General features: G+C 57.2%; 21 protein-coding genes and 1 pseudogene. 13 read left to right on the top strand and 9 right to left on the bottom strand.

The genetic code is table 11. The features are described from left to right. Positions 1-259 precede the first annotated feature (259 nt). The 5 genes from ureE to ACYZTY_RS01425 all read left to right on the top strand — a co-directional run bounded on the left by ureE (position 260) and on the right by ACYZTY_RS01425 (position 3,982). Positions 260-760 carry an urease accessory protein UreE gene (gene ureE / locus ACYZTY_RS01445; protein WP_461957007.1) on the top strand — a complete coding sequence of 167 codons (501 nt, stop codon included), beginning with the start codon at positions 260-262 and terminating at the stop codon, positions 758-760. Further along, positions 757-1,431, top strand: a complete 675-nt coding sequence (locus ACYZTY_RS01440; protein WP_461957006.1) for an urease accessory protein UreF — start codon at positions 757-759, stop codon at positions 1,429-1,431. Before ureE ends, ACYZTY_RS01440 begins: the two co-directional genes overlap by 4 nt. A gap of 23 nt (positions 1,432-1,454) precedes the next feature. Then, on the top strand, positions 1,455-2,069 hold the full coding sequence (gene ureG, locus ACYZTY_RS01435; protein WP_046054909.1) for an urease accessory protein UreG: 615 nt from the start codon (positions 1,455-1,457) through the stop codon (positions 2,067-2,069). Positions 2,070-2,098: 29 nt separating this feature from the next. Further along, on the top strand, positions 2,099-2,671 hold the full coding sequence (locus ACYZTY_RS01430) for a HupE/UreJ family protein (RefSeq protein ID WP_461957005.1): 573 nt from the start codon (positions 2,099-2,101) through the stop codon (positions 2,669-2,671). Between the two features lie 183 nt (positions 2,672-2,854). Beyond that, positions 2,855-3,982, top strand: a complete 1,128-nt coding sequence (locus ACYZTY_RS01425) for an AGE family epimerase/isomerase (protein ID WP_461957004.1) — start codon at positions 2,855-2,857, stop codon at positions 3,980-3,982. Between the two features lie 136 nt (positions 3,983-4,118). On the opposite strand, the gene ACYZTY_RS01420 is transcribed toward ACYZTY_RS01425, so the two are convergent. From ACYZTY_RS01420 to amaB, 8 genes are all read right to left on the bottom strand, one after another. After that, on the bottom strand, positions 4,119-4,886 hold the full coding sequence (locus ACYZTY_RS01420) for an SDR family oxidoreductase (RefSeq protein ID WP_090176198.1): 768 nt from the start codon (positions 4,884-4,886) through the stop codon (positions 4,119-4,121). An 841-nt stretch (positions 4,887-5,727) separates the two neighbouring features. After that, positions 5,728-6,444: an ABC transporter ATP-binding protein gene (locus ACYZTY_RS01415; protein ID WP_131058841.1), complete on the bottom strand. Its 717-nt coding sequence runs from the start codon at positions 6,442-6,444 to the stop codon at positions 5,728-5,730. Then, on the bottom strand, positions 6,441-7,316 hold the full coding sequence (locus ACYZTY_RS01410) for an ABC transporter ATP-binding protein (protein WP_461957003.1): 876 nt from the start codon (positions 7,314-7,316) through the stop codon (positions 6,441-6,443). The genes ACYZTY_RS01415 and ACYZTY_RS01410 overlap by 4 nt, the downstream gene beginning before the upstream one ends. Beyond that, complete coding sequence (gene livM, locus ACYZTY_RS01405) at positions 7,313-8,596, bottom strand: high-affinity branched-chain amino acid ABC transporter permease LivM (RefSeq protein WP_461957002.1); 1,284 nt, start codon at positions 8,594-8,596, stop codon at positions 7,313-7,315. Before livM ends, ACYZTY_RS01410 begins: the two co-directional genes overlap by 4 nt. A gap of 3 nt (positions 8,597-8,599) precedes the next feature. After that, positions 8,600-9,514, bottom strand: coding sequence for an ABC transporter permease subunit (locus tag ACYZTY_RS01400; RefSeq protein ID WP_010464150.1), 915 nt, complete (start codon positions 9,512-9,514; stop codon positions 8,600-8,602). 171 nt (positions 9,515-9,685) lie between these two features. Further along, a complete protein-coding gene (locus ACYZTY_RS01395) occupies positions 9,686-10,819 on the bottom strand; it encodes an ABC transporter substrate-binding protein (RefSeq protein WP_461957001.1) in 1,134 nt (377 codons plus the stop codon). Between the two features lie 365 nt (positions 10,820-11,184). After that, positions 11,185-12,468, bottom strand: coding sequence for an L-pipecolate oxidase (gene amaA / locus ACYZTY_RS01390; RefSeq protein WP_461957000.1), 1,284 nt, complete (start codon positions 12,466-12,468; stop codon positions 11,185-11,187). Positions 12,469-12,623: 155 nt separating this feature from the next. Then, positions 12,624-14,114: an L-piperidine-6-carboxylate dehydrogenase gene (amaB, locus tag ACYZTY_RS01385; RefSeq protein WP_461956999.1), complete on the bottom strand. Its 1,491-nt coding sequence runs from the start codon at positions 14,112-14,114 to the stop codon at positions 12,624-12,626. 175 nt (positions 14,115-14,289) lie between these two features. Here amaB and ACYZTY_RS01380 point away from each other — a divergent pair, with 175 nt between their 5' ends. Beyond that, entirely contained in the window at positions 14,290-15,201 is a 912-nt protein-coding gene (locus ACYZTY_RS01380; protein ID WP_461956998.1) for a LysR family transcriptional regulator, read from the top strand. Positions 15,202-15,336: 135 nt separating this feature from the next. Here ACYZTY_RS01380 and ACYZTY_RS01375 read toward each other — a convergent pair whose 3' ends face one another. Next, complete coding sequence (locus ACYZTY_RS01375; RefSeq protein ID WP_461956997.1) at positions 15,337-16,146, bottom strand: helix-turn-helix domain-containing protein; 810 nt, start codon at positions 16,144-16,146, stop codon at positions 15,337-15,339. A gap of 175 nt (positions 16,147-16,321) precedes the next feature. Between ACYZTY_RS01375 and ACYZTY_RS01370 the strand changes: the two genes are divergently transcribed. The 7 genes and pseudogenes from ACYZTY_RS01370 (at position 16,322) to ACYZTY_RS01340 (ending at position 24,453) form a co-directional block, all read left to right on the top strand. Beyond that, positions 16,322-17,782 (top strand): alanine/glycine:cation symporter family protein, encoded by a 1,461-nt coding sequence (locus tag ACYZTY_RS01370; protein WP_461956996.1) that lies wholly within the window; start codon positions 16,322-16,324, stop codon positions 17,780-17,782. Positions 17,783-17,913: 131 nt separating this feature from the next. Further along, complete coding sequence (locus ACYZTY_RS01365) at positions 17,914-18,183, top strand: hypothetical protein (RefSeq protein WP_461956995.1); 270 nt, start codon at positions 17,914-17,916, stop codon at positions 18,181-18,183. Beyond that, the gene (locus ACYZTY_RS01360) at positions 18,176-18,361 is read left to right on the top strand and encodes a hypothetical protein (protein ID WP_461956994.1); all 186 of its coding nucleotides are present in this window, start codon (positions 18,176-18,178) and stop codon (positions 18,359-18,361) included. Before ACYZTY_RS01365 ends, ACYZTY_RS01360 begins: the two co-directional genes overlap by 8 nt. 123 nt (positions 18,362-18,484) lie before the next feature. Beyond that, positions 18,485-19,720, top strand: a complete 1,236-nt coding sequence (gene pncB / locus ACYZTY_RS01355) for a nicotinate phosphoribosyltransferase (protein ID WP_461956993.1) — start codon at positions 18,485-18,487, stop codon at positions 19,718-19,720. Positions 19,721-19,724: 4 nt separating this feature from the next. Beyond that, a pseudogene (nadE, locus tag ACYZTY_RS01350) lies at positions 19,725-20,249 on the top strand (NAD(+) synthase); the annotation flags it as partial. A gap of 121 nt (positions 20,250-20,370) precedes the next feature. Beyond that, positions 20,371-21,633, top strand: coding sequence for a tyrosine-type recombinase/integrase (locus ACYZTY_RS01345; protein ID WP_461956992.1), 1,263 nt, complete (start codon positions 20,371-20,373; stop codon positions 21,631-21,633). Between the two features lie 378 nt (positions 21,634-22,011). Continuing rightward, the gene (locus ACYZTY_RS01340; RefSeq protein WP_461956991.1) at positions 22,012-24,453 is read left to right on the top strand and encodes a tyrosine-type recombinase/integrase; all 2,442 of its coding nucleotides are present in this window, start codon (positions 22,012-22,014) and stop codon (positions 24,451-24,453) included. Position 24,454 lies beyond the last annotated feature (1 nt).

Below are 24,454 nucleotides of genomic sequence, written 5' to 3'. Positions count from 1 at the left end.
GGAGCGAGCCTGCTCGCGATGCGGCGTGTCAGATAACTATGAGTTGGCTGACACTCCCTCATCGCGAGCAGGCTCACTCCTACAAAAACCAGTCCAGGCATCAATTTGGTGCCGCCTGAAAACCCTCGCACCATTCCGGCTCAAAATCCCGCAACATCCTGAAACACCCACTACGCTCCGACAGGTATTTCCTACTTATCGTCCGATTGGCAAGCACCTTGCTCTAGCCTGAGCATTGTCCATTGCTGGAAGCCTCCCGATGCTGGTGATTCATCGCAGAATCGACCCTCAACCCGTCTGGGCCGCCGAGTTGCACCTGATCTTCGAAGCACGGAGCAAAAGCCGTTTGCGCTGTTTCAGTGCCGAAGGCGAGGACGTCGGGTTGTTTTTGGAGCGTGGTCAGCCGCCGCTATATGACGGCGAATGCCTGCAAGCTGAAGACGGGCGCATCGTCCGTGTCTGTGCCCGCCCCGAACAACTGCTGCACGTCACGTGCGCCAACGCGTTCGAACTGACCCGCGCGGCCTATCACCTGGGCAACCGCCACGTCGCCCTGCAAGTCGGTGATGGCTGGTTGCGCCTGCTCGACGATTACGTGCTCAAGGCTATGCTCGAACAGTTGGATGCCAAGGTCGAAAACATCGAAGCCCCGTTCCAGCCGGAACACGGCGCCTATGGCGGCGGCCATCACCATTCCCGCCACGGTGATGAAGACTTCAACTACCCGCCGAAACTGCACCAGTTTGGCGTCCGTTTATGAACCCGGCCTGGGCGCTGCTGCGCCTGGCCAGCCCGCAACTGCCGATTGGTGGCTACAGCTATTCGCAAGGCCTGGAAATGGCGGTGGATAACGGGCGGGTTAATAACGCAGACAGCGCGCGACGCTGGATCAGCGATCAGTTGCTGCTGAACCTCGCACGTTTCGAAGCGCCGCTGTTGCTCGCCCATTGCGTGGCCGCAGCCGAAGAAAACTGGCCAGAGTTGCTGCAACGCTGCGAAGAACACCGCGCCAGCCGGGAAACTCGCGAGCTGCATCAGGAGAGCCGGCAGATGGGCTATTCATTGCAGCAACTGCTCAACGGCTTGCCGGAACTCGATGCGCCAGCCCGCGCCTTTCTTGAACAGCGCGCCGAACCGCACCTGGCCCTCGGCTGGGCGCTGGCCGCTCGCGCCTGGGCGATCAGCCCCCAAGATGCGCTGGCGGCGTGGCTCTGGAGCTGGCTGGAAAATCAATTGGCGGTGCTGATGAAAACCCTGCCGCTTGGCCAGCAAGCCGCTCAACGCCTGACCAGCGAATTGCTGCCGTTACTGCAACAAGCCCAGCAGAACGCCACCCGAATCCACCCCGAACACTATGGCAGCGCCGCGTTCGGCCTGTCCCTGACGAGCATGGCCCATGAACGTCAGTACAGCCGTCTGTTCCGTTCCTAGGGCCTTTAAATCTGGAGAGTCACATGAACACACAACCCCTGCGCGTCGGTATTGGCGGCCCGGTCGGCTCCGGTAAAACCGCCCTGACGCTGGCGCTTTGCCTGGCCCTGCGCGACCGCTACAACCTGGCCGTCGTCACCAACGACATCTACACCCGCGAAGACGCCGATTTCCTGGTGCGCAACGAAGCCCTGGCGCCTGAGCGCATCATCGGCGTGGAAACCGGCGGCTGCCCGCACACGGCGATTCGCGAAGACGCCTCGATCAACCTTGAAGCGGTGGATCAACTGAACCGCCGTTTCCCGGGCCTGGATCTGATTCTGGTGGAGTCCGGCGGCGATAACCTCTCGGCGACCTTCAGCCCGGAACTGTCCGACCTGACCATCTATGTGATCGATGTCTCGGCCGGCGACAAGCTGCCGCGCAAGGGCGGGCCGGGGATCTGCAAATCCGACTTGCTGGTGATCAACAAGGTCGACCTCGCGCCGCTGGTGGGCGCGTCGCTGGAGTTGATGGACAGCGACACCCAACGCATGCGCAACGGCAAGCCGTTTGTCTTCAGCAACCAGAAAACCGGTTTGGGCCTGGAAGAGATCATCGCCTTCATCGAACGCCAGGGTTTGCTGACCGCAGCCTGATCACGACTTATCAACAAGGAAGCTTATCCATGACACTTAAACGCATTCTGGGCGCCATCGCCCTGCTACTGACTCCGGCCATCGCTTTCGCCCACCCGGGCCATGGCGACAACGGTTTGATCGCCGGCATCAGCCACCCGATTGGCGGCCTCGATCACTTGCTGGCGATGGTTGCAGTCGGGCTGTGGGCAGCGCAGCAGAAAGGCGCCGCGCGCTGGGCGCTGCCGTGCACGTTCGTTGGCACCATGCTGATTGGCGGGCTGCTGGGGTTTGAAGGACTGAACCTGCCAGCGCTGGAAAGCGGAATTGCGGCCTCGGTGCTAGCGCTTGGCCTGGCGGTCGCCTTGGCGGTGCGTCCGCCGTTGAGCGTGGCGGTGGGGGCGACTGCTTTGTTCGCGCTGTTCCATGGTGTGGCACATGGGCTGGAGTTGCCTGATATGTCGAGCCCTTGGGCTTATGCGGCAGGGTTTGTGGCGGCAACTGCTGCGTTGCATGCGGCAGGTTATGGCGTGGTGCGCGTATTGCCGCAAGCGGCGGCGCCGTTGGTTCGATTGGCCGGTGCGGCTTCGGCGGCGACCGGGGTTTGGTTGTTGGCGGGCTGATTTCTTTATCGCCTGCGATGGCCTCTTCGCGGGCAAGTCGGAACGCCGAACCGCTCGCTCCTACAGGGTCACTTGTCCCTCTGTAGGAGCGAGGCTTGCCCGCGAAGGCGGCCTGACAGACACCGCCTCTCTCAGGCCTGCTAACATGTCGCGCAATCAACCCTGCCGTGACGACGCCAGCCAATGCCGCCTGTTTCCCGCTCCGCCTCCCAGCCTGAATTGACCGCCCTGTTCGCCTCGGTGCAACAGCATTTCCAGGACGTGATCGTGCCGCTCTGGCAAGGTCCCGGCTGGAATGCCGACATGGCGTTGCCTTATGAAGCGCTGGACGCCGGGCATCAGCCGCTGCCACCCCAGCGCTACCGGGCGATGGCTTGCGCGCGGCAGCTGTATCTGTTTTCCAGCCTGATTGGCCAGGTGCCGGCCGCCGAGGAGCACGCCGCGGCGCTGTTCCGTTCCTTGCAACAGCATTTCCACGACGCCGAACACGGCGGCTGGTTCTACAGCATCGACCCGCAAGGTGCGCCACTGGATCAGCGCAAAGACCTCTACACCCATGCCTTCATCCTGTTCGCGTGTGCCCATTACTGGGACAAGGTTCGCGAACCGCTGGTGGAATCGGTCCTCAATGCCACGCTGGAAGTGCTGGCTCGGCGCTTTGCCACGGGTGACGGCCTGTATGAAGCCTGCCTCGACCGTGACTGGTCCTCGCTCGACTCCGGCCCCCTGCAAAATCCTCTGATGCACCTGGCCGAAGCCTTCCTCGCAACCCTGTCGGTGCGCGAAGACATCGCCGTGCAGCGCGCGCTTGTCGAGTTATGCACAGCCATGCAGAAGCGTTTTATCGACCCGCAACACAGCGTGTTGATGGAGAAACCGCTGGGTGCTGTGGATAACTGGTTTGAGCCGGGGCATCAGTTTGAGTGGTATTTCCTGCTGGAGTCTTCGCCGTTGCTGCGCGGATCAAAACTGCATGCTTCGCTGGAGCGGGCATTTGCATTCACTGAGCAACTGGGTGTCGATCCGCAAACGGGAGCAGTCGCAGCGATGCTCGATCTGAATGGTTTTGCGAAAGATGCCACCCAACGAATCTGGGCGCAGGCTGAATACCTGCGCGCCCTGACCTTGCGTCCGGACAGCGAAGGTTCGGTGCAACGCCAATTGCAGGCGTTGCAGCAACGCTTTTTGCATGTTGATGGGTGGTATGAATGTCGCGATGAGCAGGGCGAAGTCAGCCGCAAGGACATGCCTTCGACGACGCCTTATCACTTGGCGACCTGCTATCGCGGGTTGGTCGATTATCTTCGCTGACTGATCGACCGCCATCGCGAGCAGGCTCGCTCCTACATTTGATCTCTGTTGCTCACAAATAGTGTGGCCAATAGAAATCCACTGTGGGAGCGAGCCGGCTGCGGGCGACGTTCCGACGATGGGCCGTTACGCGGTCTCAGGCCTTGGCATTACGCTCAATGGAAAACCCGGCCCAGGTCTGGCTCACCGGCATCAGCTCAAGGCTGTTGATGTTGATGTGCGCCGGCGCATTGAGCACCCAGAAAATGGTCTCGGCGATGTCCTGCGGCTGGATCGGCTCGGCACCGGCGTAGGTCGCGTTGTAACGCTCCTGGTCTCCCGCAAAACGCACCAGCGAGAACTCACTCTCGCACAGGCCCGGCTCGATGTTGCTGACGCGAACGCCAGTGCCTTGCAGGTCACAGCGCAGGTTCAGCGAGAACTGTTTAACGAACGCTTTGCTCGCGCCATACACGTGGCTGCCCGGGTACGGGTAGTTGCCGGCGATGGAGCCGAGGTTGACGATACCGGCACCGCGACCATGGGCGATCAGGCGTGGCAACAGCAGGCGAGTGCTGTACATCAGGCCTTTGATGTTGGTGTCGACCATGGTGTCCCAGTCGTCGAGGTCGCACTTCGGCGCCGGGTCAACGCCCAGCGCCAGACCGGCGTTGTTGATCAGCCCGCGCAACTTGGCAAAGGACGGCGGCAGGTTGGCGATCGCCTCCTCCATGGCCTTGCGATCTCGCACGTCGAGCACCAGGCCATGGACCTCGGTCTGCTTCGACAACTCGGCGCACAGGGCGTTGAGGCGTTCTTCACGACGGCCTGTCAGCACCAGTTTCCAACCGGCCTCGGCAAAACGACGGGCACAGGCTTCACCAAAACCGGAGGTCGCGCCGGTAATAAACAGGGTGTTGGACATCGTGTTCTCCTTGCTTCGGCTGATCGACAGCCATTGGAATAGAAAATCAGCTGGCAGCATGCCCGGCCTTGCCCATAGCGGCAACCACCGCAAAAACTGTACAAAAATCGATCAACAACCCGAACGTCATAGACACCGTGGCTTGTAGCCATGTACGCGCACCTTATCCACAGGCCGGTCCACAGTTTCCGGGGGCAAGTGGAAAAGCTGGAAGCCGCTATCCACAGGGCTTTGAGGGCAGATTACAAAGTTTTTTGCTTGACCCTCGAGCGCCAGCTGTGTAGCCCAAGGCATTTTGCACGATGGGATGATCAAACCGACGATGGCGCCAAGCCAGTAACCACGGCCCTCAGCCGAGTCTTTCCAGAGTTTAACCACAGACTTATCCACAGGCTTGCCCATCACCTTTCGAGCCAGGTTGGTCGCCAACAAAAAGGTTGACAAAGCCTGTTCAGGGTCCGGCAAAAATGCCTGATCAAAAAACAACCATATCGCTGCAAGCCACGGATTCAAAGGCTCTCAGACAGCTACTCCCACGTTATTCACAGCCAGCTCCACAGCAAACGGGGACAAGTCAAAAGCGTGGTAAAACAGCTATTTGCAGCGGCTTTATGTCGCGGTTTGAGAGCTTGTGAATATTGTTTTCCACAATTTCCGGAAAGCATATGCGGCCACTGTGGGAGTGAGCCTGCTCGCGATAGCGGTGGATCAGTAAAAAGCTTGTCGACTGATACTCCGCTATCGCGAGCAGGCTCACTCCCACAGGAGGTTAGCGGTGTATTGGAGGTGTAAAAAAGCCCCGGCGATTGCTCGTCGAGGCTGTGGATATTTCGGCAGAGCGTCAATGCCCGCCGAGATAAGCGTTACGCACTTCCTCGTTGACCAGCAACTCCTTGCCAGTGCCGGTGAGGCGGATCTCACCGTTGACCATCACGTACGCCCGGTCCGACAACTTGAGGGCGTGGTTGGCGTTCTGCTCGACCAGGAAGATGGTCATACCGGTACTTGCCAGTTCGCGCAGGGTCGCGAAGATCTGTTTCACCACGATCGGCGCCAGACCCAGGCTCGGTTCATCGAGCAACAACAGCTTGGGCCGACTCATCAACGCACGGGCGATGGCGAGCATCTGCTGCTCGCCGCCGGACATGGTCATGGCCCGCTGGGTACGCCGTTCTTCGAGCCGTGGAAACAGCTCGAACATACGTTGCATGTCTTCCTTGGCGTACTTGTCACCGATAGGGATGGTACCCATCAGCAAGTTTTCCTCGACGGTCATGTCGGGGAACACCCGCCGGCCTTCCGGCGACTGAGCGATACCGTTGGATGCAATGTAGTGCGACGACTTGTGCGTGATGTCCACGCCCTGATAGATGATCTGCCCGTCAGCCGCTCGCGGCTGGCCGAAGATCGACATCAGCAGGGTCGATTTACCCGCGCCGTTGGAACCGATCAGGCTGACGGTTTCACCTTCATTGATATGCAGCGAAACTTTTTTCAGGGCCTGAATCGGCCCGTAAAACACATCCAGATCCTTGAGTTCGAGGATGGGTTGGCTCATAGCACCACTTCCTCTTCATCCGCGCCCAGGTAGGCCGCAATCACTTTCGGGTCATTACGAATCGCATCAGGTCCGCCCTCGGCGATAACGATGCCGTGGTCCAGCACCACGATGTGGTCGGAAATGCTCATTACCATGCCCATGTCGTGTTCGATCAGCACCACGGTCAGATCGTGCTCGTCGCGCAGCAGACGGATCATCGCGCTCAGCGCTTCGGTCTCCTGAGGGTTGAGGCCGGCAGCCGGTTCGTCGAGGCAGATAATCTGCGGCCGGGTGCACATCGCCCGGGCGATTTCCAGACGGCGCTGTTGGCCGTAGGACAGTTCACCGGCCAGACGGTTGGCACAGTCCACCAGGTCCACGACTTCCAGCCAGTAGAAGGCGTGGTCCAGCGCATCGCTTTCGGCCTTGCGGTAGCCCTTGGTGTTGAGGATGCCGGCCAACATGTTGCGGTTGACCCACATGTGCTGGGCCACCAACAGGTTTTCCAGCACCGACATTTCCTTGAACAGACGAATGTTCTGGAACGTACGCGCCAGCCCGGCACGGTTCACCAGGTGGGTGCCGCCGAACATCTTGTAACGCATCCGGGTGATGAAGCTTTTCGGCGAAACGAAATCCGTAGCTTTGAACGATTCGCCCAGCAGCTGGATGACATCGGTGCGCTGGCCGCGTGTATTGAGTTCGATCTTGCCGCCGGAGGCCTTGTAGAAGCCGGTCAGGCAGTTGAACACGGTGGTCTTGCCAGCGCCGTTGGGGCCGATCAGGGCGAAGATCGAGTTGCGATGCACCTTGAGGCTGACATCACTCAATGCCTTGATGCCGCCGAAGTGCATCATCAGCTTCTCGACCGAGAGTACGACTTCGCTCATGGCGCTACTCCTTTACGCGGGGTCACACCGGTACGGCTGATCCGAATCAGGCCGCGCGGTCGCCAGATCATCATCAACACCATCAGGATGCCGAACAGCAGCACGCGGTATTCCGCGAAGCCACGCAGCAGCTCCGGGGCCACGGTCAGCACGAACGCTGCAATCACTACGCCGATGGTCGAGCCCATGCCGCCGAGTACCACGATGGCGAGGATCAGTGCCGATTCGAAGAATGTGAACGAGGTCGGGTTGACGAAGCCTTGATAGGTGGCGAAGAACACCCCGGCCAGGCCGGCAGTCGATGCACCGATGGTAAACGCCGAGAGCTTGACCAGTACGTGGTTCAGGCCCATGGAGCGGCAGGCGATTTCGTCTTCACGCAAGGCTTCCCAGGCGCGACCGACCGGCATGCGGGTCAAGCGGTGCTTGATGTACAGCACGGCCAGCACCACCAGGAACAACACCGCGTAGATGAAGTAGTACTTCACGTCGGGGTTGTAAGCGATGCCGAAGAACTCATGGAACGGAACACCGCCCTCCTTCGCGCGCTTGCCGAATTCGAGGCCGAAGAAAGTCGGCAACGGAGCCGCCATGCCATTCGGGCCACCGGTCAGGGACAGCCAGTTGTTAAGGATCAAGCGAATGATTTCGCCGAACCCCAGGGTCACGATCGCCAGGTAGTCACCGTGCAGCCGCAACACAGGAAATCCCAGGATGCAGCCGGCCAGGCCAGCGACGATTGCCGCCAACGGCAGCACCGTCCAGAAACCCAGTCCGAGGTATTGATACCCCAGCGCCAGTCCGTAGGCACCGATGGCGTAGAACGCTACATAACCCAGGTCGAGCAGGCCGGCCAGGCCAACCACGATATTCAGGCCCAGGCCCAGCAATACGTAGATCAGCCCCAGGATAACCACGCCCAGCAGGTAGGAGTTGGAGAAAAACGGGAACACCACGGCAACGACGATCACCAGCGGGATGATCCAGCGTAACCGGGATTTGTAATCTGGCGGCAGTACATGAACCCCGGAGCCGGTGCTTTCAAAGCCTTCAAGAATTTTCAGGCCCTTGGGCGTTTGCAGGAACAAGCTCAAGGCAAATCGGCCCGCCATGACGATGGCGACAATCCATGCCACCCGGGTCGTTTCCAGATTGAAGCCGTAGCCGTCGAGGACCACACCGACAATCGGGCCGAACACAATCAGGGCGACAAGGCCGGCAAGAATCGCGTCAACCAGGCTTCTTTTGAGATCAATGGTTTTTTTAGTGGTTGAAGACATCGCTTACACCTTCGACACAAGAGGACGGCCGAGCAGGCCTTGGGGCCGAAAGACCAGAACGAGAACGAGCAGCGAGAAGCTGAAAACGTCTTTGTAGTCCGAGTTGACCAAACCTGAGAACAGCGACTCGGAGATCCCGAGAATGATCCCGCCGAGCATCGCGCCAGGCAGCGAGCCAATACCGCCGAGCACCGCGGCGGTGAACGCCTTGATGCCGATGATGAAGCCGGCATAGAAGTCGAACGTGCCGTAGTTCATGGTGATCAGCACGCCGGCCAGGGCCGCCATCGCTGCACCGATGATGAACACGTAGGAAATAACGCGGTCGGTGTTGATCCCCAGGATCGAGGCCATCTTGCGGTCTTGCTGGGTGGCGCGGCACATGCGGCCGAGCTTGGTGTACTTGATGATGTAGGTCAGCAGGGCCATGCCGGCGAATGCGGCAATCAGGATAAACACCTTGGTGTAGGTCAACTGCACGAAGCCGGTGCCGATTTCGACGCGCCAGGCTCCCGTCAGCAAGGTCGGAACACCTTGTTGCTTGGCGCCTTGGGCGATCTGGGCATAGTTCTGCAGGATCAGCGAAATCCCGATGGCGCTGATCAGCGGTGCCAACCGGGTGGAGTTGCGCAGGGGCTTGTAGGCGACGCGCTCGATGACCCAGCCATACACCGCCGTTACCACGATGGTGAAGATCAGGGTGCCGAGCATCAGTAGCGGGAAGGATTCAATACCGAAGTATGCCAGCAGAGCCAGACTGATTGCCGCGAGGTAAGCGGAAATCATGTAAACCTCGCCGTGGGCGAAGTTGATCATGCCGATGATGCCATAGACCATTGTGTAGCCGATGGCGATCAGGCCATAGACCGACCCGAGGGTCAGGCCATTGACCAGTTGCTGCAGGAAAATACCATCCATAACGCAATCTCACGCATTTGAGAGACTGCACAGAAGCCGGGGGCGACGGACCGGGGTTCAGCCGCCGGCGCAACTCGGTTGTGTGCAGCTCTACGAGAAAAGACAGGTACTGCACGGACATGTTCTTTGATTGCCCGGCGCACAAGGCACCGGGCAGATCAGCAGGTCATATCACTTCTGTTTTTCCAGTTGGTGGTATTTGCCGTCCTTGTCCCACTGGTAAACCACGTAGTCGGAGACCTTCAGGTCGCCCTTGGCGTCCCAGGTCTTCTCGCCCATGACGGTTTTGACCGGGTTCTTCTTCAGCCACGCCGCTGCTTCTTCGCCTTTATTGGACTTGGCGCCATTGAAAGCAGCCGCCAGTGTCTGGACCGAAGCGTAAGCGTAGAGGGTGTAGCCTTCAGGCTCGGTACCGGCCTTGCGGAACGCGTCTACCACGGTTTTGCTGTCTGGCAGCATGCGTGGGTCGGCGCCGAAGGTCATCAGCACGCCGTCAACGAATTGCGGGCCACCAGCGGTGGTCACCAGTTCGTCGGTCACGATGCCGTCATCGGACATGAACTTGACGTCTTTGAGACCTTGTTCACGCAGTTGACGAACCAGGGGACCGGCTTCCGGGTGCAGACCGCCGAAGTAGACGACATCGGCGCCAGCGCCGCGGATTTTGGTAACGATGGTGCTGAAGTCTTTCTCACCACGGGTCAGGCCTTCATACAGCACCGGCTTCACGCCGCGTTTTTCCAGCTGGGCCTTGGTTGCATCCGCCAGGCCCTGACCGTAGGTGTCCTTGTCGTGCAGGACGACAACTTTCTTGCCCTTGAGCACGTCGACGATGTAGTCACCGGCCACGATGCCTTGCTGATCGTCACGCCCGCACATACGGAACATGGCGCTCAGGCCGCGTTCGGTAACTGCCGGGTTGGTGGAACCTGGGGTGATTGCAATGATGCCCGCTTCGTCGTAGATCTCGGAGGCCGGAATGGTCGACGAGGAGCAGAAGTGACCGACCACGCCGGCGACCTTCTGGTTGGTCAGGTCCTTGGCGACCGTCACAGCCTGTTTCGGTTCGCAGGCGTCATCGCCCTTCACCAGTACGATTTTTTCCCCGTTGACGCCGCCCGCCGCGTTGACCGCGTCGGCTGCAGCCTGTGCACCCTTCATGTACTGCTCGCCAAATGCCGCGTTGGCACCTGTCATCGGACCCGCCACACCGATTTTCACATCAGCCTGTGCAAACGCAGAAACACCCAAAGCAGTTGCCACTGCGAGGGCCAGAAAGCCTTTCTTGTAAAACGTCTGGGACATGAGGTGGTGCTCCAAGGTTTTTTTTTAGTTGGCACTGCGACTTCTCTGAATGCTCAGAGCAAGTGCCGTGCCATCGGTTTTTTATTCTGAAAAAAGTCGCTGCTTTATTGTTATTTCGACTGTTTCGATCCCATTTTCATTGGGCGTGCAACCGTCTAAACCGCGGAAGGTGAAACCATTTATTTTTAAAGGCGCAACCCGCACGCGCCATCATTGCAACCGCGGCGCCAAACGACGTGCAACCAGCCTGTAACAACGTGCGTCACCGAAGTGCACACTGCTGGTGCGGTACTGCTACAACCCGCACCTTTTACAGGCTAGTCGCTGCGCCGAAAAGCGCCGCTTCCAGCAACAAATTTCAACAATCAAATAACGATCCGCAAGCACTGGCCTGCGTGATACAGCGAGAACCCGGCCTCGTACAGACAACTGCGCAAACCCGCCCCCGCCAGTGGCTGCATGGGAGCGAAGGGGATCGGCAGCGCCTGAGGATTTCCGTCACACAGATAATCGGCAAAGGCTTTGCCGACCACCGTCCCCGTCGTCACGCCCCGGCCGTTATAACCGGTGACTGCCACTAAACCGGGCGCTGGCTCGAATAAACGCATCAAGTGATCGGGGGTAAACGCAATGCACCCGGTCCAGGTGCATTCCCATTCCACAGGTTTGAGATAGGGGAAATAGTGTTGCTGGACCCGATCAGCCCAGGCCTTGAGAAACCAGGCCGGTTTCTGATTGCCATTACCCAGACTGCCAAGTAACAGGCGACCGTCCTTATCGCGACGAATACTGCTGAGCACCTGGCGAGTGTCCCAGGAACCCTGGCCGCCGGGCAGGATTTGCTGCGCGGCGTCTTCAGTCAGCGGGACCGAAGCCACCTGATAGTAATAACCAGGGAAGAAATTGCGCCGCAGTTCCGTCCAGTCGCCTTCGGTGTAAGCGTTGGAGGCAATCACCACTTGTTCGGCGAGCACCGAACCCTGAGCGGTTTGCACCGACCAGCGTTGGCCCTGACGTTCGAGTCGGGTGACCGCAGAATGATCGAACAGCTGACCGCCGAGGCTGATGGCCGCTTGGGCGAGCCCCGTGGTGTAAGCCATCGGGTTGATCGTGCCGGCACGCTTATCGAGCAACGCGGCAGCGATCTTTTTGGTGCCCGTCGCTTGCTCGCAAGCTTGTCCGGTCAGCAGTTCGACCGGCGCCCCGCGACGTTTCCATTGTTCTTCACGACTGCGCAGATCGGCTTCGCCACGGGCGTTGTGCGCCATGTGCAGCGTGCCTTCGCGGCGCAACTGGCAATCGATGTTGTATTTATCCACAAGGCTGAACACCAGGGACGGCGCCGCACCCAGCATGCGATTGAGCTGACTGCCGACCGCTTCGCCGAACCCGGCTTCGATCTCGTCCGGTGGAATCCACATCCCGGCATTGACCAGCCCGACGTTGCGTCCCGAACCGCCATGACCGGCGCGATGGGCTTCCAGCACGCAGACCGTTTTACCTTTTTCCAGCAGATGCACCGCCGCCGACAGACCGGTGAAGCCGGCGCCGATGACGCAGACATCGACCAATACTTCGCCCTTGAGCGCGGCATTGTCAGGCCTTTGCGGCGTCAGTTTTTCCCACAGACACTCTTCGCGTAACGGCATTGCCAGACTCCAACAGAAACCTAACCAACACACAGTTCAAAATGTAGGAGTGAGCCTGCTCGCGATAGCACCAGCACATTCAGCAATGATGTGACTGACAAACCGCTATCGCGAGCAGGCTCACTCCTACAGGGGATCACTGTTCGACTAAAGGATCAGTCGAACGTGATGCCCTGAGCCAACGGCAACTCCAGCGAGTAATTCACGGTGTTGGTCTGACGGCGCATGTAGCCGCGCCATGCATCGGAACCGGACTCACGACCACCGCCCGTTTCTTTCTCACCCCCAAACGCGCCGCCGATTTCCGCGCCGCTCGGGCCGATGTTGACGTTGGCGATGCCGCAGTCACTGCCGACCGCCGACATGAACTGCTCGGCTTCACGCACGTCGGTGGTGAAGATGCACGAGGACAGACCTTGCGGCACCGAGTTGTTCAGGCGCAGCGCTTCGTCGAAGTCCTTGTAACCGACCACGTACAGGATCGGCGCGAAGGTTTCGTTGCAGACCACATCGCTCTGCTCCGGCATTTCGACGATGGCCGGCGAGACGTAGTAAGCATTCGGGAATTTGTCTTCCAGCTGACGCTTGCCGCCAAACACCCGGCCGCCTTCGCTCAAGGCTTGTTCCAGCGCGTCCTGCATGTTTTCGAAGCTGTGTTTGTCGATCAGCGGACCGATCAGGTTGCCCTCAAGTGGATTGCCGATGCGCACCTTGGAGTAGGCAGCCTTGAGGCGGGTGACGATTTCTTCCTTCACCGACTCATGGGCAATCAGACGACGCAGGGTGGTGCAACGCTGGCCGGCGGTGCCGACGGCGCTGAACAGGATGGCGCGAACGGCCATGTCCAGGTCGGCGCTTGGGGCGAGGATCATGGCGTTGTTACCGCCCAGTTCCAGAATGCTGCGGGCGAAACGTGCGGCGATTTTCGGCGCCACTTCACGGCCCATGCGGGTGCTGCCGGTGGCGCTGATCAGCGCGACACGCGGGTCATCGACCAGGGCTTCACCGGCATCGCGGCCGCCAATGATCACTTGGCTCAGGTGTGGAGGTGCGTCGCTGAAGTTCTTCAGTACGCGGTCAAACAGCGCCTGGCAGGCCAGTGCGGTCAGCGGGGTTTTCTCGGACGGTTTCCAGATCACCGGGTTGCCGCAGACCAGCGCCAGTGTGGTGTTCCAGGCCCAGACCGCGACCGGGAAGTTGAACGCACTGATCACACCGACGATGCCCAGCGGGTGCCAGGTTTCGCGCATGTGGTGGCCAGGACGCTCGGAAGCGATGGTCAAACCGTACAGCTGACGGGACAGACCGACGGCGAAATCGCAGATGTCGATCATTTCCTGAACTTCACCCAGGCCTTCCTGAGTGATCTTGCCGGCTTCCCAGGAAACCAGTTCGCCGAGATCAGCCTTGTATTCGCGCAGGATATCGCCCAGTTGACGCACCAGCTCGCCGCGGCGCGGGGCCGGAACCTTGCGCCACAATTCGAACGCATGATCTGCACGACTGATGTGCTGCTCGACTTCGGCAGCGCCTTCCCAGTTCACGGCGGCGATCTGGCTGCCATCGATTGGCGAATGCACCGGCACTTTGCCGTTCTGGTACAGGGCCGGGTTCACACCAAGACGATCAAGCAATGCGGCAACCATGGGTCACTCCTCAAGCAAAAAACAGAAAACGTGCAGCCGGATATTCACGGCTGATCAGACCTGTAGTTTTAGCTCCCCGGAGGTTACCCAACAAACGACCTTTAAGAGAGATATCATTCCGTTTATTCATGCTTTGAATTGCTGGCAGTAAAAGAAACAAGAAAAAGGACCGTCCATGCTGAATAAACGCTACTTGCCATCGATCACCGCACTGCAGTGTTTCGAGGCCGTCACCCGGCATTTGAGCTTCACCCGGGCCGCCGAAGAGCTGAACCTGACCCAGAGCGCCGTCAGCAAACAGGTCGCGCAACTTGAAGAGTTGCTGCAGCACCTGTTGTTTCGCCGGGTGCGCCGACGGCTGCAAATGACCCCGGCCGGGGATTTGTACCTGGTGGAGGTAAGAAAAATCCTCACGCAGGTCGAGATGTCGACCCATTACCTGCGTTCCTACGGCGGCGAGACCGAAGTCTTGCGGGTTTCAACGCCTCCGACCTTCGGCGCCCGCTGGCTGGTGCCACGCTTGAAAGGTTGGCGTCTACGCCATCCCTCAATCCATCTGGACCTGTGCAGCGAGCAGGAAGCCGATGACTTGCTGCAAGGTCGCAGCGACCTGGCGTTCTACTTCGGCCAGGGCTCGCGGCCCGGCACCGAATGCCTGAAGCTGTTTGGCGAGGAGCTGGTGCCGGTCTGCGCCCCCGGCAGTCTGCCGGACACGCCATTCACCGATCCTACGCAGCTCACCGACCTCGTCCTGCTGCAAAACGCCTCGCGGCCCCAGGCCTGGCACGATTGGTTCGACAGTCAGGGCTACCACACCGAACACAGCTACCACGGCCCGCGCTTCGAAACCTTCTACATGTGCATCCGCGCAGCCCAGGTCGGCTGCGGCGTGGCATTGTTGCCCCGTTTCCTGGTGGAAGAGGAATTGGCCGACGGCAAACTGGTCATACCCTGGCAGCACGCGATGCCCAGCACCGATGCCTATTACCTGGCGTATCCCGAGCATTCGGCGGAAGTGCCCAAGGTGCGGGATTTTGTGAAATGGATGCTGGAGCAGATTGATAGCCCGGACGCATCACCGATTTGAAGCTTCATACATTTCCCTGTGGAAGCGAGCTTGCTCCCACAGGGATCTGCTGCGGTCTAAAAAATCGCTGGCAATAACTCTACAGCTACAAAAAGCCGATTTTCAGGGATGCGCAGCGTTCCCAAACAACATCCGTCACGCAATAACAAACAGCCCATGGACAACCTTGGTTTGAGCGAGTCGCGCACGCAGGTCTTCATCGATAGCCGGATCATTAACGTCATACAGACGCACCCGGCGATAGGCATCGACCCGGTTGATTTCCTGCCCCAGATACTCCCAAACAACTCTCGAGCATGCGGGGGCTCGATTATCTGCGGCCGAAACGCCCATCTTCAGGCCATTAAGCCGTGTGATGCAGCTTTTGAAGCTCGGTATGAGAATAGTCTGGCTGATTTCGTTTGAGGTCAGTGACTCGTAATCGATGAGAAACAGGCGATCTCGCAGATAATAAGCAGTGCCGACGTATCGATACCGCTCAAATTCGCCTTCCTCCCCGGCAATCTGCAAGCGCTCGTCTCGCTCGTAGACCACGTCCGACCCGTCTACACGAACATGCACCAACGAGCACAAAATGGAGCCAGGTTCCGTCATCGCGTGATAGTACTCGTAGTAATAACCGATGTGGGCCTTGAGTTCTGGGGAAGATTGTCGACGCAGATGTTCAAGCATTTTCTGTGATTCCGCCCCCTCACCAGAGTGGCTGGTCTTCCTCGATTTCACACCAATCAACGTGATGAATTGCTCGGTTGGAAGCGTTATTTCGAACTCCTCAACTCCAAAAAAATCACAGATACGTTTCAGATTAAAAGGTGTAGGAACGCTATTCCCACAAAGGTACTTATTAAATTGCCCACGATTAATTCGAATCTTCCTACAGACTTCTGCGACAGATCTGTAGTGACTACACAGAAGCTTTAAGTTAATAGGAAGATACTCCCCCATAAATATCCTTGAAACAGTTGATAAGGCACAACCATAGCAGCAACTCGCATCACTTTTAAGCAACTAGCGAAATTGCGCTCAAGGAAATATGGCTGGATATTACGGGTCCTGAAAGGCATCAGGATTTGGCTATGCCAACAACTCGCCAGCACTCTTAAATAGCAAGGAGCTTTGAATGCTAGACGTCATCAACGACTTTCTCTCGGGAAAGGTTTTGATTCCTGTAGTCCTCGGACTGGGTAGCTACTTCACCATACGATCAAGATTCGTCCAGTTCAGATACTTCCTGCATGCGTTCTCTGTCCTGCAGGGCAGTTGGCGCACCGGTGGCCATCATTTGAGCGCGTTTCAGGCATTGACCCTCAGTCTTGCCGGGCGGGTGGGTACCGGCAATATCGTCGGGGTCGGGATTGCCGTGAGCATGGGCGGGCCCGGCGCGGTCTTCTGGATGTGGATGACAGCCTTGCTAGGCATGTCAAGCAGCTTCTTCGAATGTACGCTGGGCCAGCTCTACAAACGCAGCGATGGAAATGGCCTGTATCGAGGTGGACCCTCCTGGTACATCCAGCACGGGCTAAACAAACGCGGGCTCGGAATCATTGCAGCGCTTCTACTGTTGGTGACGTTTGGATTTGCAATCAATGGTCTCGAATCTCATGCAGTATCGCACTCCCTCAAAGACGCTTTCGGCTTGGCGCCCATGTGGTCGGGGCTCGCGTTGTCGTTGCTGCTCGGAGCAGTTTTTATTGGAGGGATAAAACGAATAGCTGCGGTGGCCGACTTGTTAGTCCCCCTGAAGGTTCTCGCTTACATCGGAGTGACGGGGTACGTGATCGTGCTGCAGTCTGATCAGGTTCCCGCAATGCTGATGACTATCATAAGAAGCGCATTCGGTCTGGATCAGGTTTTTGGTGGATTGCTCGGGAGCGCAATCATCATGGGTGTAAGGCGTGGTGTGTTTTCCAACGAGGCGGGGCTGGGTAGCGCTCCCAATGTTGCTTCGGTGGCGAAAATCGACCATCCGGCAGCACAAGGTGTGGTGCAAGCATTCAGCGTGTTCGTCGACACATTCGTGATTTGCACCTGCACTGCATTACTCATTTTGCTTTCAGGTTTCTACTCACCGGGATTTGAAGGCGACGGAGTCGCGCTGGCACAAAATTCGTTGGCAGCAGTGGTCGGTGAATGGGGGCGCATGTTCATCAGCGTGGTGCTGGCATTGTTCGTATTCACGGCAATGCTTTACAACTACTACCTGGGAGAGAACAGCCTCCGGTTTATGTTTGGCACCCCTCGCAAAACATTGTTGTTATATCGTTCGATGGTGTTGGTCTTGGTGTTCTGGGGGGCGGTCGAAGATCTTTCGACCGTACTCGCTTTCGCCGACATCACCATGACTTTGCTGGCGTTGGTCAATCTTGTAGCCATGGCGCTGCTGTTTAAAATTTGCATGCGGATCTTGCGAGATTACGACAAGCAGCGTCGCGCCGGGATAAAGACGCCCGTCTTCGATTCCAGCAATTTTCTTGATCTGGACCTCGATCCTCTAGCATGGCCCCCGCAGTCAGGAGCTCCACACATGGCAAATCGTAGTGCAACGCCGGTTTCCAGCGGAGCAAGCACGCAACCTGTTTAAGTTAGCCGACTGCTGAGCCATTCGTTTCAGTAATGGCTCAGCAACTTAGTAAACACCCCCTATCAACTCTTATTAAAGAACAAACAGTTCTTTGATTTATGACGTCAAAAAAATCTTGAGGATGTCTCGACATGAATCGCTATTTTCCACTTAAAACCAATGCGACCAATACACCCACTTACTTCATAGACTCACATGCCGCACCCAACCAGTTATTCGAAGATGCCTTTTTCAGAATTCGCGCGGCTGTCGGCCTTCTGGACACGTTGACTTCCGTAACCATCAAGCACACCAACGACTCAGATATGTATCGTCTGATACTTCCCGTTTATGTGTTACTTCAGGATGGAGTGGACGCAATGGAGCAAATTACCTTCAAGGGGAAGTTCACCCATGCGTGAAACAGCGACCTATGAAATGCTCAGGGCAGCAATGATCAAAGCGGTTGAAACAAACCTCGTTCCTCGGCATTCCCTGCTCGCAGAGTATTTGAACAGTTGGGAGCGTCTCGAGGCAGTCATTCAAGCCGCCCTTGATGGGTATACCGAAACGGACGAGGCTTCTGGCAGCAAAGCATAGAAGGCGTCAGAGGCAACGTCCGGTGCAAAACAAAAAATCGCTGGCAATCTTCACGCGGGATATGCGCCACTAGCGCCATTGATTGATACCGCGCAACACGCGGCCCGTCTGGAGACCCCCGTTATGAGCGAGAGCGTGTTTGGCGATCGCATCGTGCAGAACCTGCTCGACACCGACTTCTACAAACTGACGATGATGCAGGCAGTGCTGCACAACTACCCGAACGTGGAAGTCGAATGGGAGTTTCGTTGCCGTAACAGTGAGGACTTGCGCCCATACCTGGCGGAGATCCGCTTTCAGATCGAGCGTCTGGCCGAGTTGAGCCTCAGCGCCGACCAGTTGAGCTTTATGGAACGCATCAGCTTCATGAAGCCGGACTTCCTGCGTTTTCTCGGGCTGTTCCGCTTCAACTTGCGCTACGTTCACACCGGCATTGAAAACGGCGAACTGTTCATCCGTCTGCGCGGACCATGGTTGCATGTGATCCTGTTTGAAGTGCCGCTGCTGTCCATCGTCAGCGAAGTGCGCAACCGCTATCGCTACCGGGAAGTCGTGCTGGAACAGGCCCGCGAGCAGCTCTACCGCAAGTTCGATTGGCTCACCGCCAACGCCAGTGCAGACGAATTGTCCGAATTGCAGGTCGCCGATTTCGGTACCCGTCGGCGCTTTTCGTACCGCGTGCAGGAAGAAGTGGTGAACGTGCTCAAGCATGATTTCCCCGGGCGTTTCGTCGGCACCAGCAACGTGCATCTGTCACGGGAGCTGGACATGAAACCTTTGGGCACCATGGCCCACGAATGGATCATGGCGCACCAGCAACTCGGTCCACGGCTGATCGACAGCCAGATTGCCGCCCTCGATTGCTGGGTGCGCGAGTACCGCGGCCTGCTGGGGATCGCCTTGACTGACTGCATCACCATGGATGCCTTCCTCAACGACTTCGACCTGTTCTTTGCCAAACTCTTCGACGGTCTGCGCCATGACTCCGGGGATCCGGTGATCTGGGCAGAAAAGGCGATAGCCCACTATCAAAAGCTGGGCATCGACCCGATGAGCAAGACGCTGACGTTCTCCGACAGCCTGACACTGCCCAAAGCTCTGGAAATATTCCGGGCGTTGCGCGGTCGGATCAATGTCAGTTTCGGCATCGGGACTAACCTGACGTGCGATATTCCGGGTGTCGAACCGATGAGCATCGTGCTTAAAATGGCGGCCTGCAACGGCCAGCCCGTGGCAAAGATTTCCGATGAGCCTGGCAAGACTCACTGTAAAGACCCGAATTTCGTCGCCTATTTGCGACACGTTTTCAAAGTACCTGCCGCCCTTTCCAGCACATCTGGCACCACTAGCAAGGAGTGAATTCATGCAAGCCGTACAGCGTGAGATTGCTGAGCAGCTCAACGTTCAACCGCCGTTCGCCGACCATGCCGCCCTCGAGGCCGAAGTCGCCCGGCGCATCAGCTTCATTCAGGATTGCCTGGTCAATTCCGGGCTCAAGACCCTGGTGCTGGGCATCAGCGGCGGCGTCGACTCCCTGACAGCCGGCCTGCTGGCCCAACGTGCCATGCGTGAGCTGCGCGAGCAAACCAGCGACAAAAGCTACAAGTTCATCGCCGTGCGCCTGCCGTACGAAACCCAGTTCGATGAACACGACGCTCAGGCCTCGGTTGATTTCATCGCCCCGGACGAACGTCACACGGTGAACATCGGCCCGGCAGTGAAATCCCTGGCCAATGAAGTGGCGGCCTTCGAGGGCAAACACGCGGTCTCGGTGGATTTCGTGCTCGGCAACACCAAGGCACGGATGCGCATGGTGGCCCAGTACACCATCGCCGGCGCGGCGCAGGGTCTGGTGATCGGTACCGACCACGCGGCCGAAGCGGTGATTTCTACCCCCCTACACTGAAGTGCACAATCCCGAAGTGTACTTAGCTTGAACCCTCCAGAATCTGAGCCATGGGTCATACTCCACACTGACCATCCCGCGTCGATGAGTAGGGCGTCAGATAATGAAAGTGGTTGCTATACGGGATAGAGAGCTCGACCTAAGCAACTCCATCCTCGCCAATGGCCCATACCGTGAGCAGTTCTTAGCTCAGCCAGAAGGCAGTGAACCAAGCGTGAAGGTGACAGGGTGTGGGTTGATCGGTAACGATGAACGGCTTCTTCCCCTAGTGTCTTCCTATCTCTGCCGGAACTATAGAAACAGCTCACTCGCAGACAAGACCGTTCTGTCTTATGCGAGGCGTATCTCGTACCTGCTAGAAGACCAGAAGAGCAAGCCTGAGCACGAGACCTCCTTTAGAGACGATCTCCTGCTGAGTATCGGGTTAGGTGATCTCGAAGTGTATTTGGGTCGCCTGGATGCTGCGGGCCTCGCACCAAAGACGGTGCAGGGTCGAGATGCTGCATATCATCATTTCTTCCGCACCCATCTGTGCATCAGCCTTAATGACAAGCCACCTCTCCGGACTGACAATCCTTATGAGCACGGGCCAATTCGACCTGGCAAAGCCAATACCAGAGCAATCGTCCAACCGTGCAGCATGCTTGAGCTTGAACAGATGATCCTGCACGCACACTCAGAACGAGAGAGGTGCATGCTGCAGCTGATTTACGACTCTGGCATTCGAGAGTCTGAGCTGCCTCGCATAACGCTTCAGCACATCCGCGATGCACTTGAGTACCAGAGACTCCAATATGTTTCCGCTGACAGCAATATCCCGGTGAATGCGGATTACAGTCCCTTGCATGTCCAAGGAAGCAAAGGCAAAAAAAACCAAATCAAGCCCAGGGTAACGCTCGTCAGTAGGACAACCCTAGAGCGCATCGAGAACTATCACAGAACACCGCTGTACCACCGGCATAGCCAGCGTATTAGAGACCCAGAGAAGACGCCTGCGTTCTTCAATTCACATGGGAAGCCCTATACCACTAAGAGCGTTGAAAAGCTTTTTGAGCGTGTAAGCGAGCGGGCCCGGAAAGCTGGCAAGATCAAACGAAAGATATCAGCGCACAAATTCCGTCATGGCTCAGCGTACCTCCTCCTCACCAGCCCTGATCTTGGCAAGGATTTCTTTGAGCGCCTTGGAATGCTTTCAATAGGGCATGGCCACTCGCACTCCACAACGTCTGAGGGATACACCCAGATCCCTCATGACATCTACCAAAAGCTCTGCAAGCCTGACTCACTCGTCAAGACCAAGTGCGGAGAGATGCACGTCCTACGCGAGCGGACGACCAAGCGAATCAAAACCGGGGATAAGAAATGAGCCCCGACGAAGTGCCTGAGGTATGGCGCGTCCCCTTTACAAGCTGACGCGCCTTACCTGAGCAATCTGGAATACGCCGCCCCCTTCAAACATCGTGCTGATCTGTCGCAGAGACTTCAGCAAGGCATTATTTTTTTGAACCCTCACAAAGCCTTTTGACAATCTCGAGGCCACCAAAATAAACAAAAAAGCTAGATGCGACGGCGGTTTAGCACTTTAAGAGTATGCTGCCAGGATACTCTAAGTTATTGATTCATAAGAATTTTACTAAATTTTCTGCTTGACCAATACACCGCCCGTAGTGTTCATTTCCCGATAGCAACCGGGAGAAGCCACCATGTCGTTTCCAACCCTGCGTTATCCAGAGGGACGCCAAAAATGAGCACTACTCATCATTCGTCCGATGAGCTAGCAGAAGCTCATGCCCCCACGGAAGCCGAAGCCTCGAGCCAGGCCAGGCGCCCCAAACGACTGGAATCCGAAGTAACTGAGGCAATCCAGGCCTGGGCCACCAAGATCAAGAGCAGTCGCCAATCCCTCTTGAACGTGCAGCTTTCACAGAGGGGAAAGCTGAGTCCGGCTTACACGTACCTCGTGAAGGAACTGGAGACAAGCGGCAATACGTTCAACACGAGGGAAGACATCCTCGACTCAATCATCCAGCGGATGATCGAGGAACAGATCGTAATCCCCGACCAACCCTCAATCGCCAACGAGTGGCGCCGCAAGCTTCTCTGCTGGTACGAAAACCTGACTGAGACAGAGAAGCGAAGCATTCCAGTGTTCGGCAAAACCATCTCGTCGAAAGCCAGCTTGTTCCAGGTCGACGGGATAAAAAACCTGAAACAGGCCCGCGCCACTTACACCCTCGCTGAACAGACCTTCCAAGAGATCCTCGCCGACCTCACGAGACTCGGTGTCATCAACGCTGATTACAAAAACTGCAAGGAACGGGAAGTCGGGGCCGCGCAGAAAAAACAAGAGACAACGCCAAAAGACTCCCTGACCAAGGCGCTCTCTGAGCTCAGGCTGGCCGGGCTCTCGAAGTTCGAAGAACTTGTGGACGACCCTGGTCGCCCCTTCAACAAGCTCCTGCATATGTTCGCCGCCGCGTCGATGAAGTCGAAATCGTCATCCGGACAGCACAAATACAGCGATGGTTTCAGACAAATGACAATGCACCTGCGTGAGGTGAGTTTTACGGGCAGTGAGGATCCTCGTGAATACGTCACGCCTCACTATCTGACGCGATTCAGGAAGTACCTTATCGACCAAATGGAAGCGGACAACCTGACGTCACATTACGCTGATGGGGTCTTGTCTGCAGTCCGTTCAATGTTCAAGCGTGCGGTTAAGATTCGAGGTCTGGGCCTCACATCGTTTATCGATGTGGAAGGGTTCCCCAAAGGCCGGGAGACCGATGACTATCGCCCTTATCCCAAGCTTGTAAGAAGTGCGATCCAGCAAGCCTGTGACGTGGAGAGACCACAAACTAATGAGCTGGCGAAGGACTACGTCTCCTTCCATGGGGGGAGTGATCCGTTAGACGAGAAAGGGCACCTTCTCAAGGGCATGGCCACCTTAGAAAACGCTCGGTGGATCTTCGAGAACAAACTCAACTGCAGGACGATCAGCAGGTGGTCGGCGGATGCTGAGGACAAATACGAGCAGGGATTTGTACGATTACTGGACATCGGCGGGCTAGGGATTGCTGAAACATACGCGAGCTGGGGTGTTATCTACCAGGTAACTTCTAGGGCGATAGCCCCTTACATCACTCGCTTAGCACAAGTAACAGGATTCAACGCCGACTCCCTCAAAAGCCTGGATGTTGATGACTTCGTCGAGAGCCACGAGTTGACCCACCGCCCTTACCTTAGGTACTGGAAAGAGCGGTCAGGTGGAGGAAAAGTTCTTCATCTTGACCTCATGTACTCGGACTGGACATGGCTCACTCGAGCACAAAGCATCGAAGTCAAAAAGATCTTCAGCGAGGTCATCTATCTGACTCGTCACATCCGAGAGCGAGCCGAAGGCCCTGCCAAGGAAAGGCTGTTCATTTACGAGTCCCAGAAGAATACCGAATTCCGGAAGGTGAAGTCGTTCGAGAATTCTACCGTCATCAACATTGTGATGAACCAATTAGCCAGGGATCACGACCTCAAAACCGAAGACGGGAAGGATCTGAATATCTCTGCGTCCCGGCTCCGACCAAGCCTAGTGGCCGAGCTCATTGCGCAAGGCGTATCGATCAGGGAAATCCAAATTATTCTTGGTCACAGATCGTACAAAACCACCATGAATTATCTCGATAAGCTGGAGTTCAATAAAACGGCTCGAGAGGTCAACACTATAGCGCTGACCAAAATTCACAAAGGCACGATAATCCAGGACAGCCAACCGGTCAGCAAGCACAAGCCAAATACCCCGGGGACAAGTTCGTCGCCAGTGATCATTAGGACTGGCTTGGCCAGTTGCAGGGACGCGCTTGACCCACCTGAAGAAATCACAAAGTTACCAAGCTACAAAAAAGGTAGTAAGTGCTCGCTGCTAAACAAGTGCTTGTCCTGTAGCAACTCCATCATCACTGTCTCGAACCTTCCAGACCTCTTTGCCATGCAGTGGGACTACCTTTCAACAATGTCCACGAGCAACGTGGCGGAAACGCCTTATGGAGCTGTCATCCAAGAAAACCTCAAGGTACTGAACAGCATCCTGACTCCTTCTGACAATGGATTCACGGTGGAGCAACTTGACGAGGCCCGCCGGTTGGCAGAGCACATCATCACTAACCCAATGATTGAGACGGTGTCCCTGTGAT

Source organism: Pseudomonas sp. LB1P83 (assembly GCF_054897885.1).
This window is presented reverse-complemented; position numbering and strand designations above follow the sequence as displayed.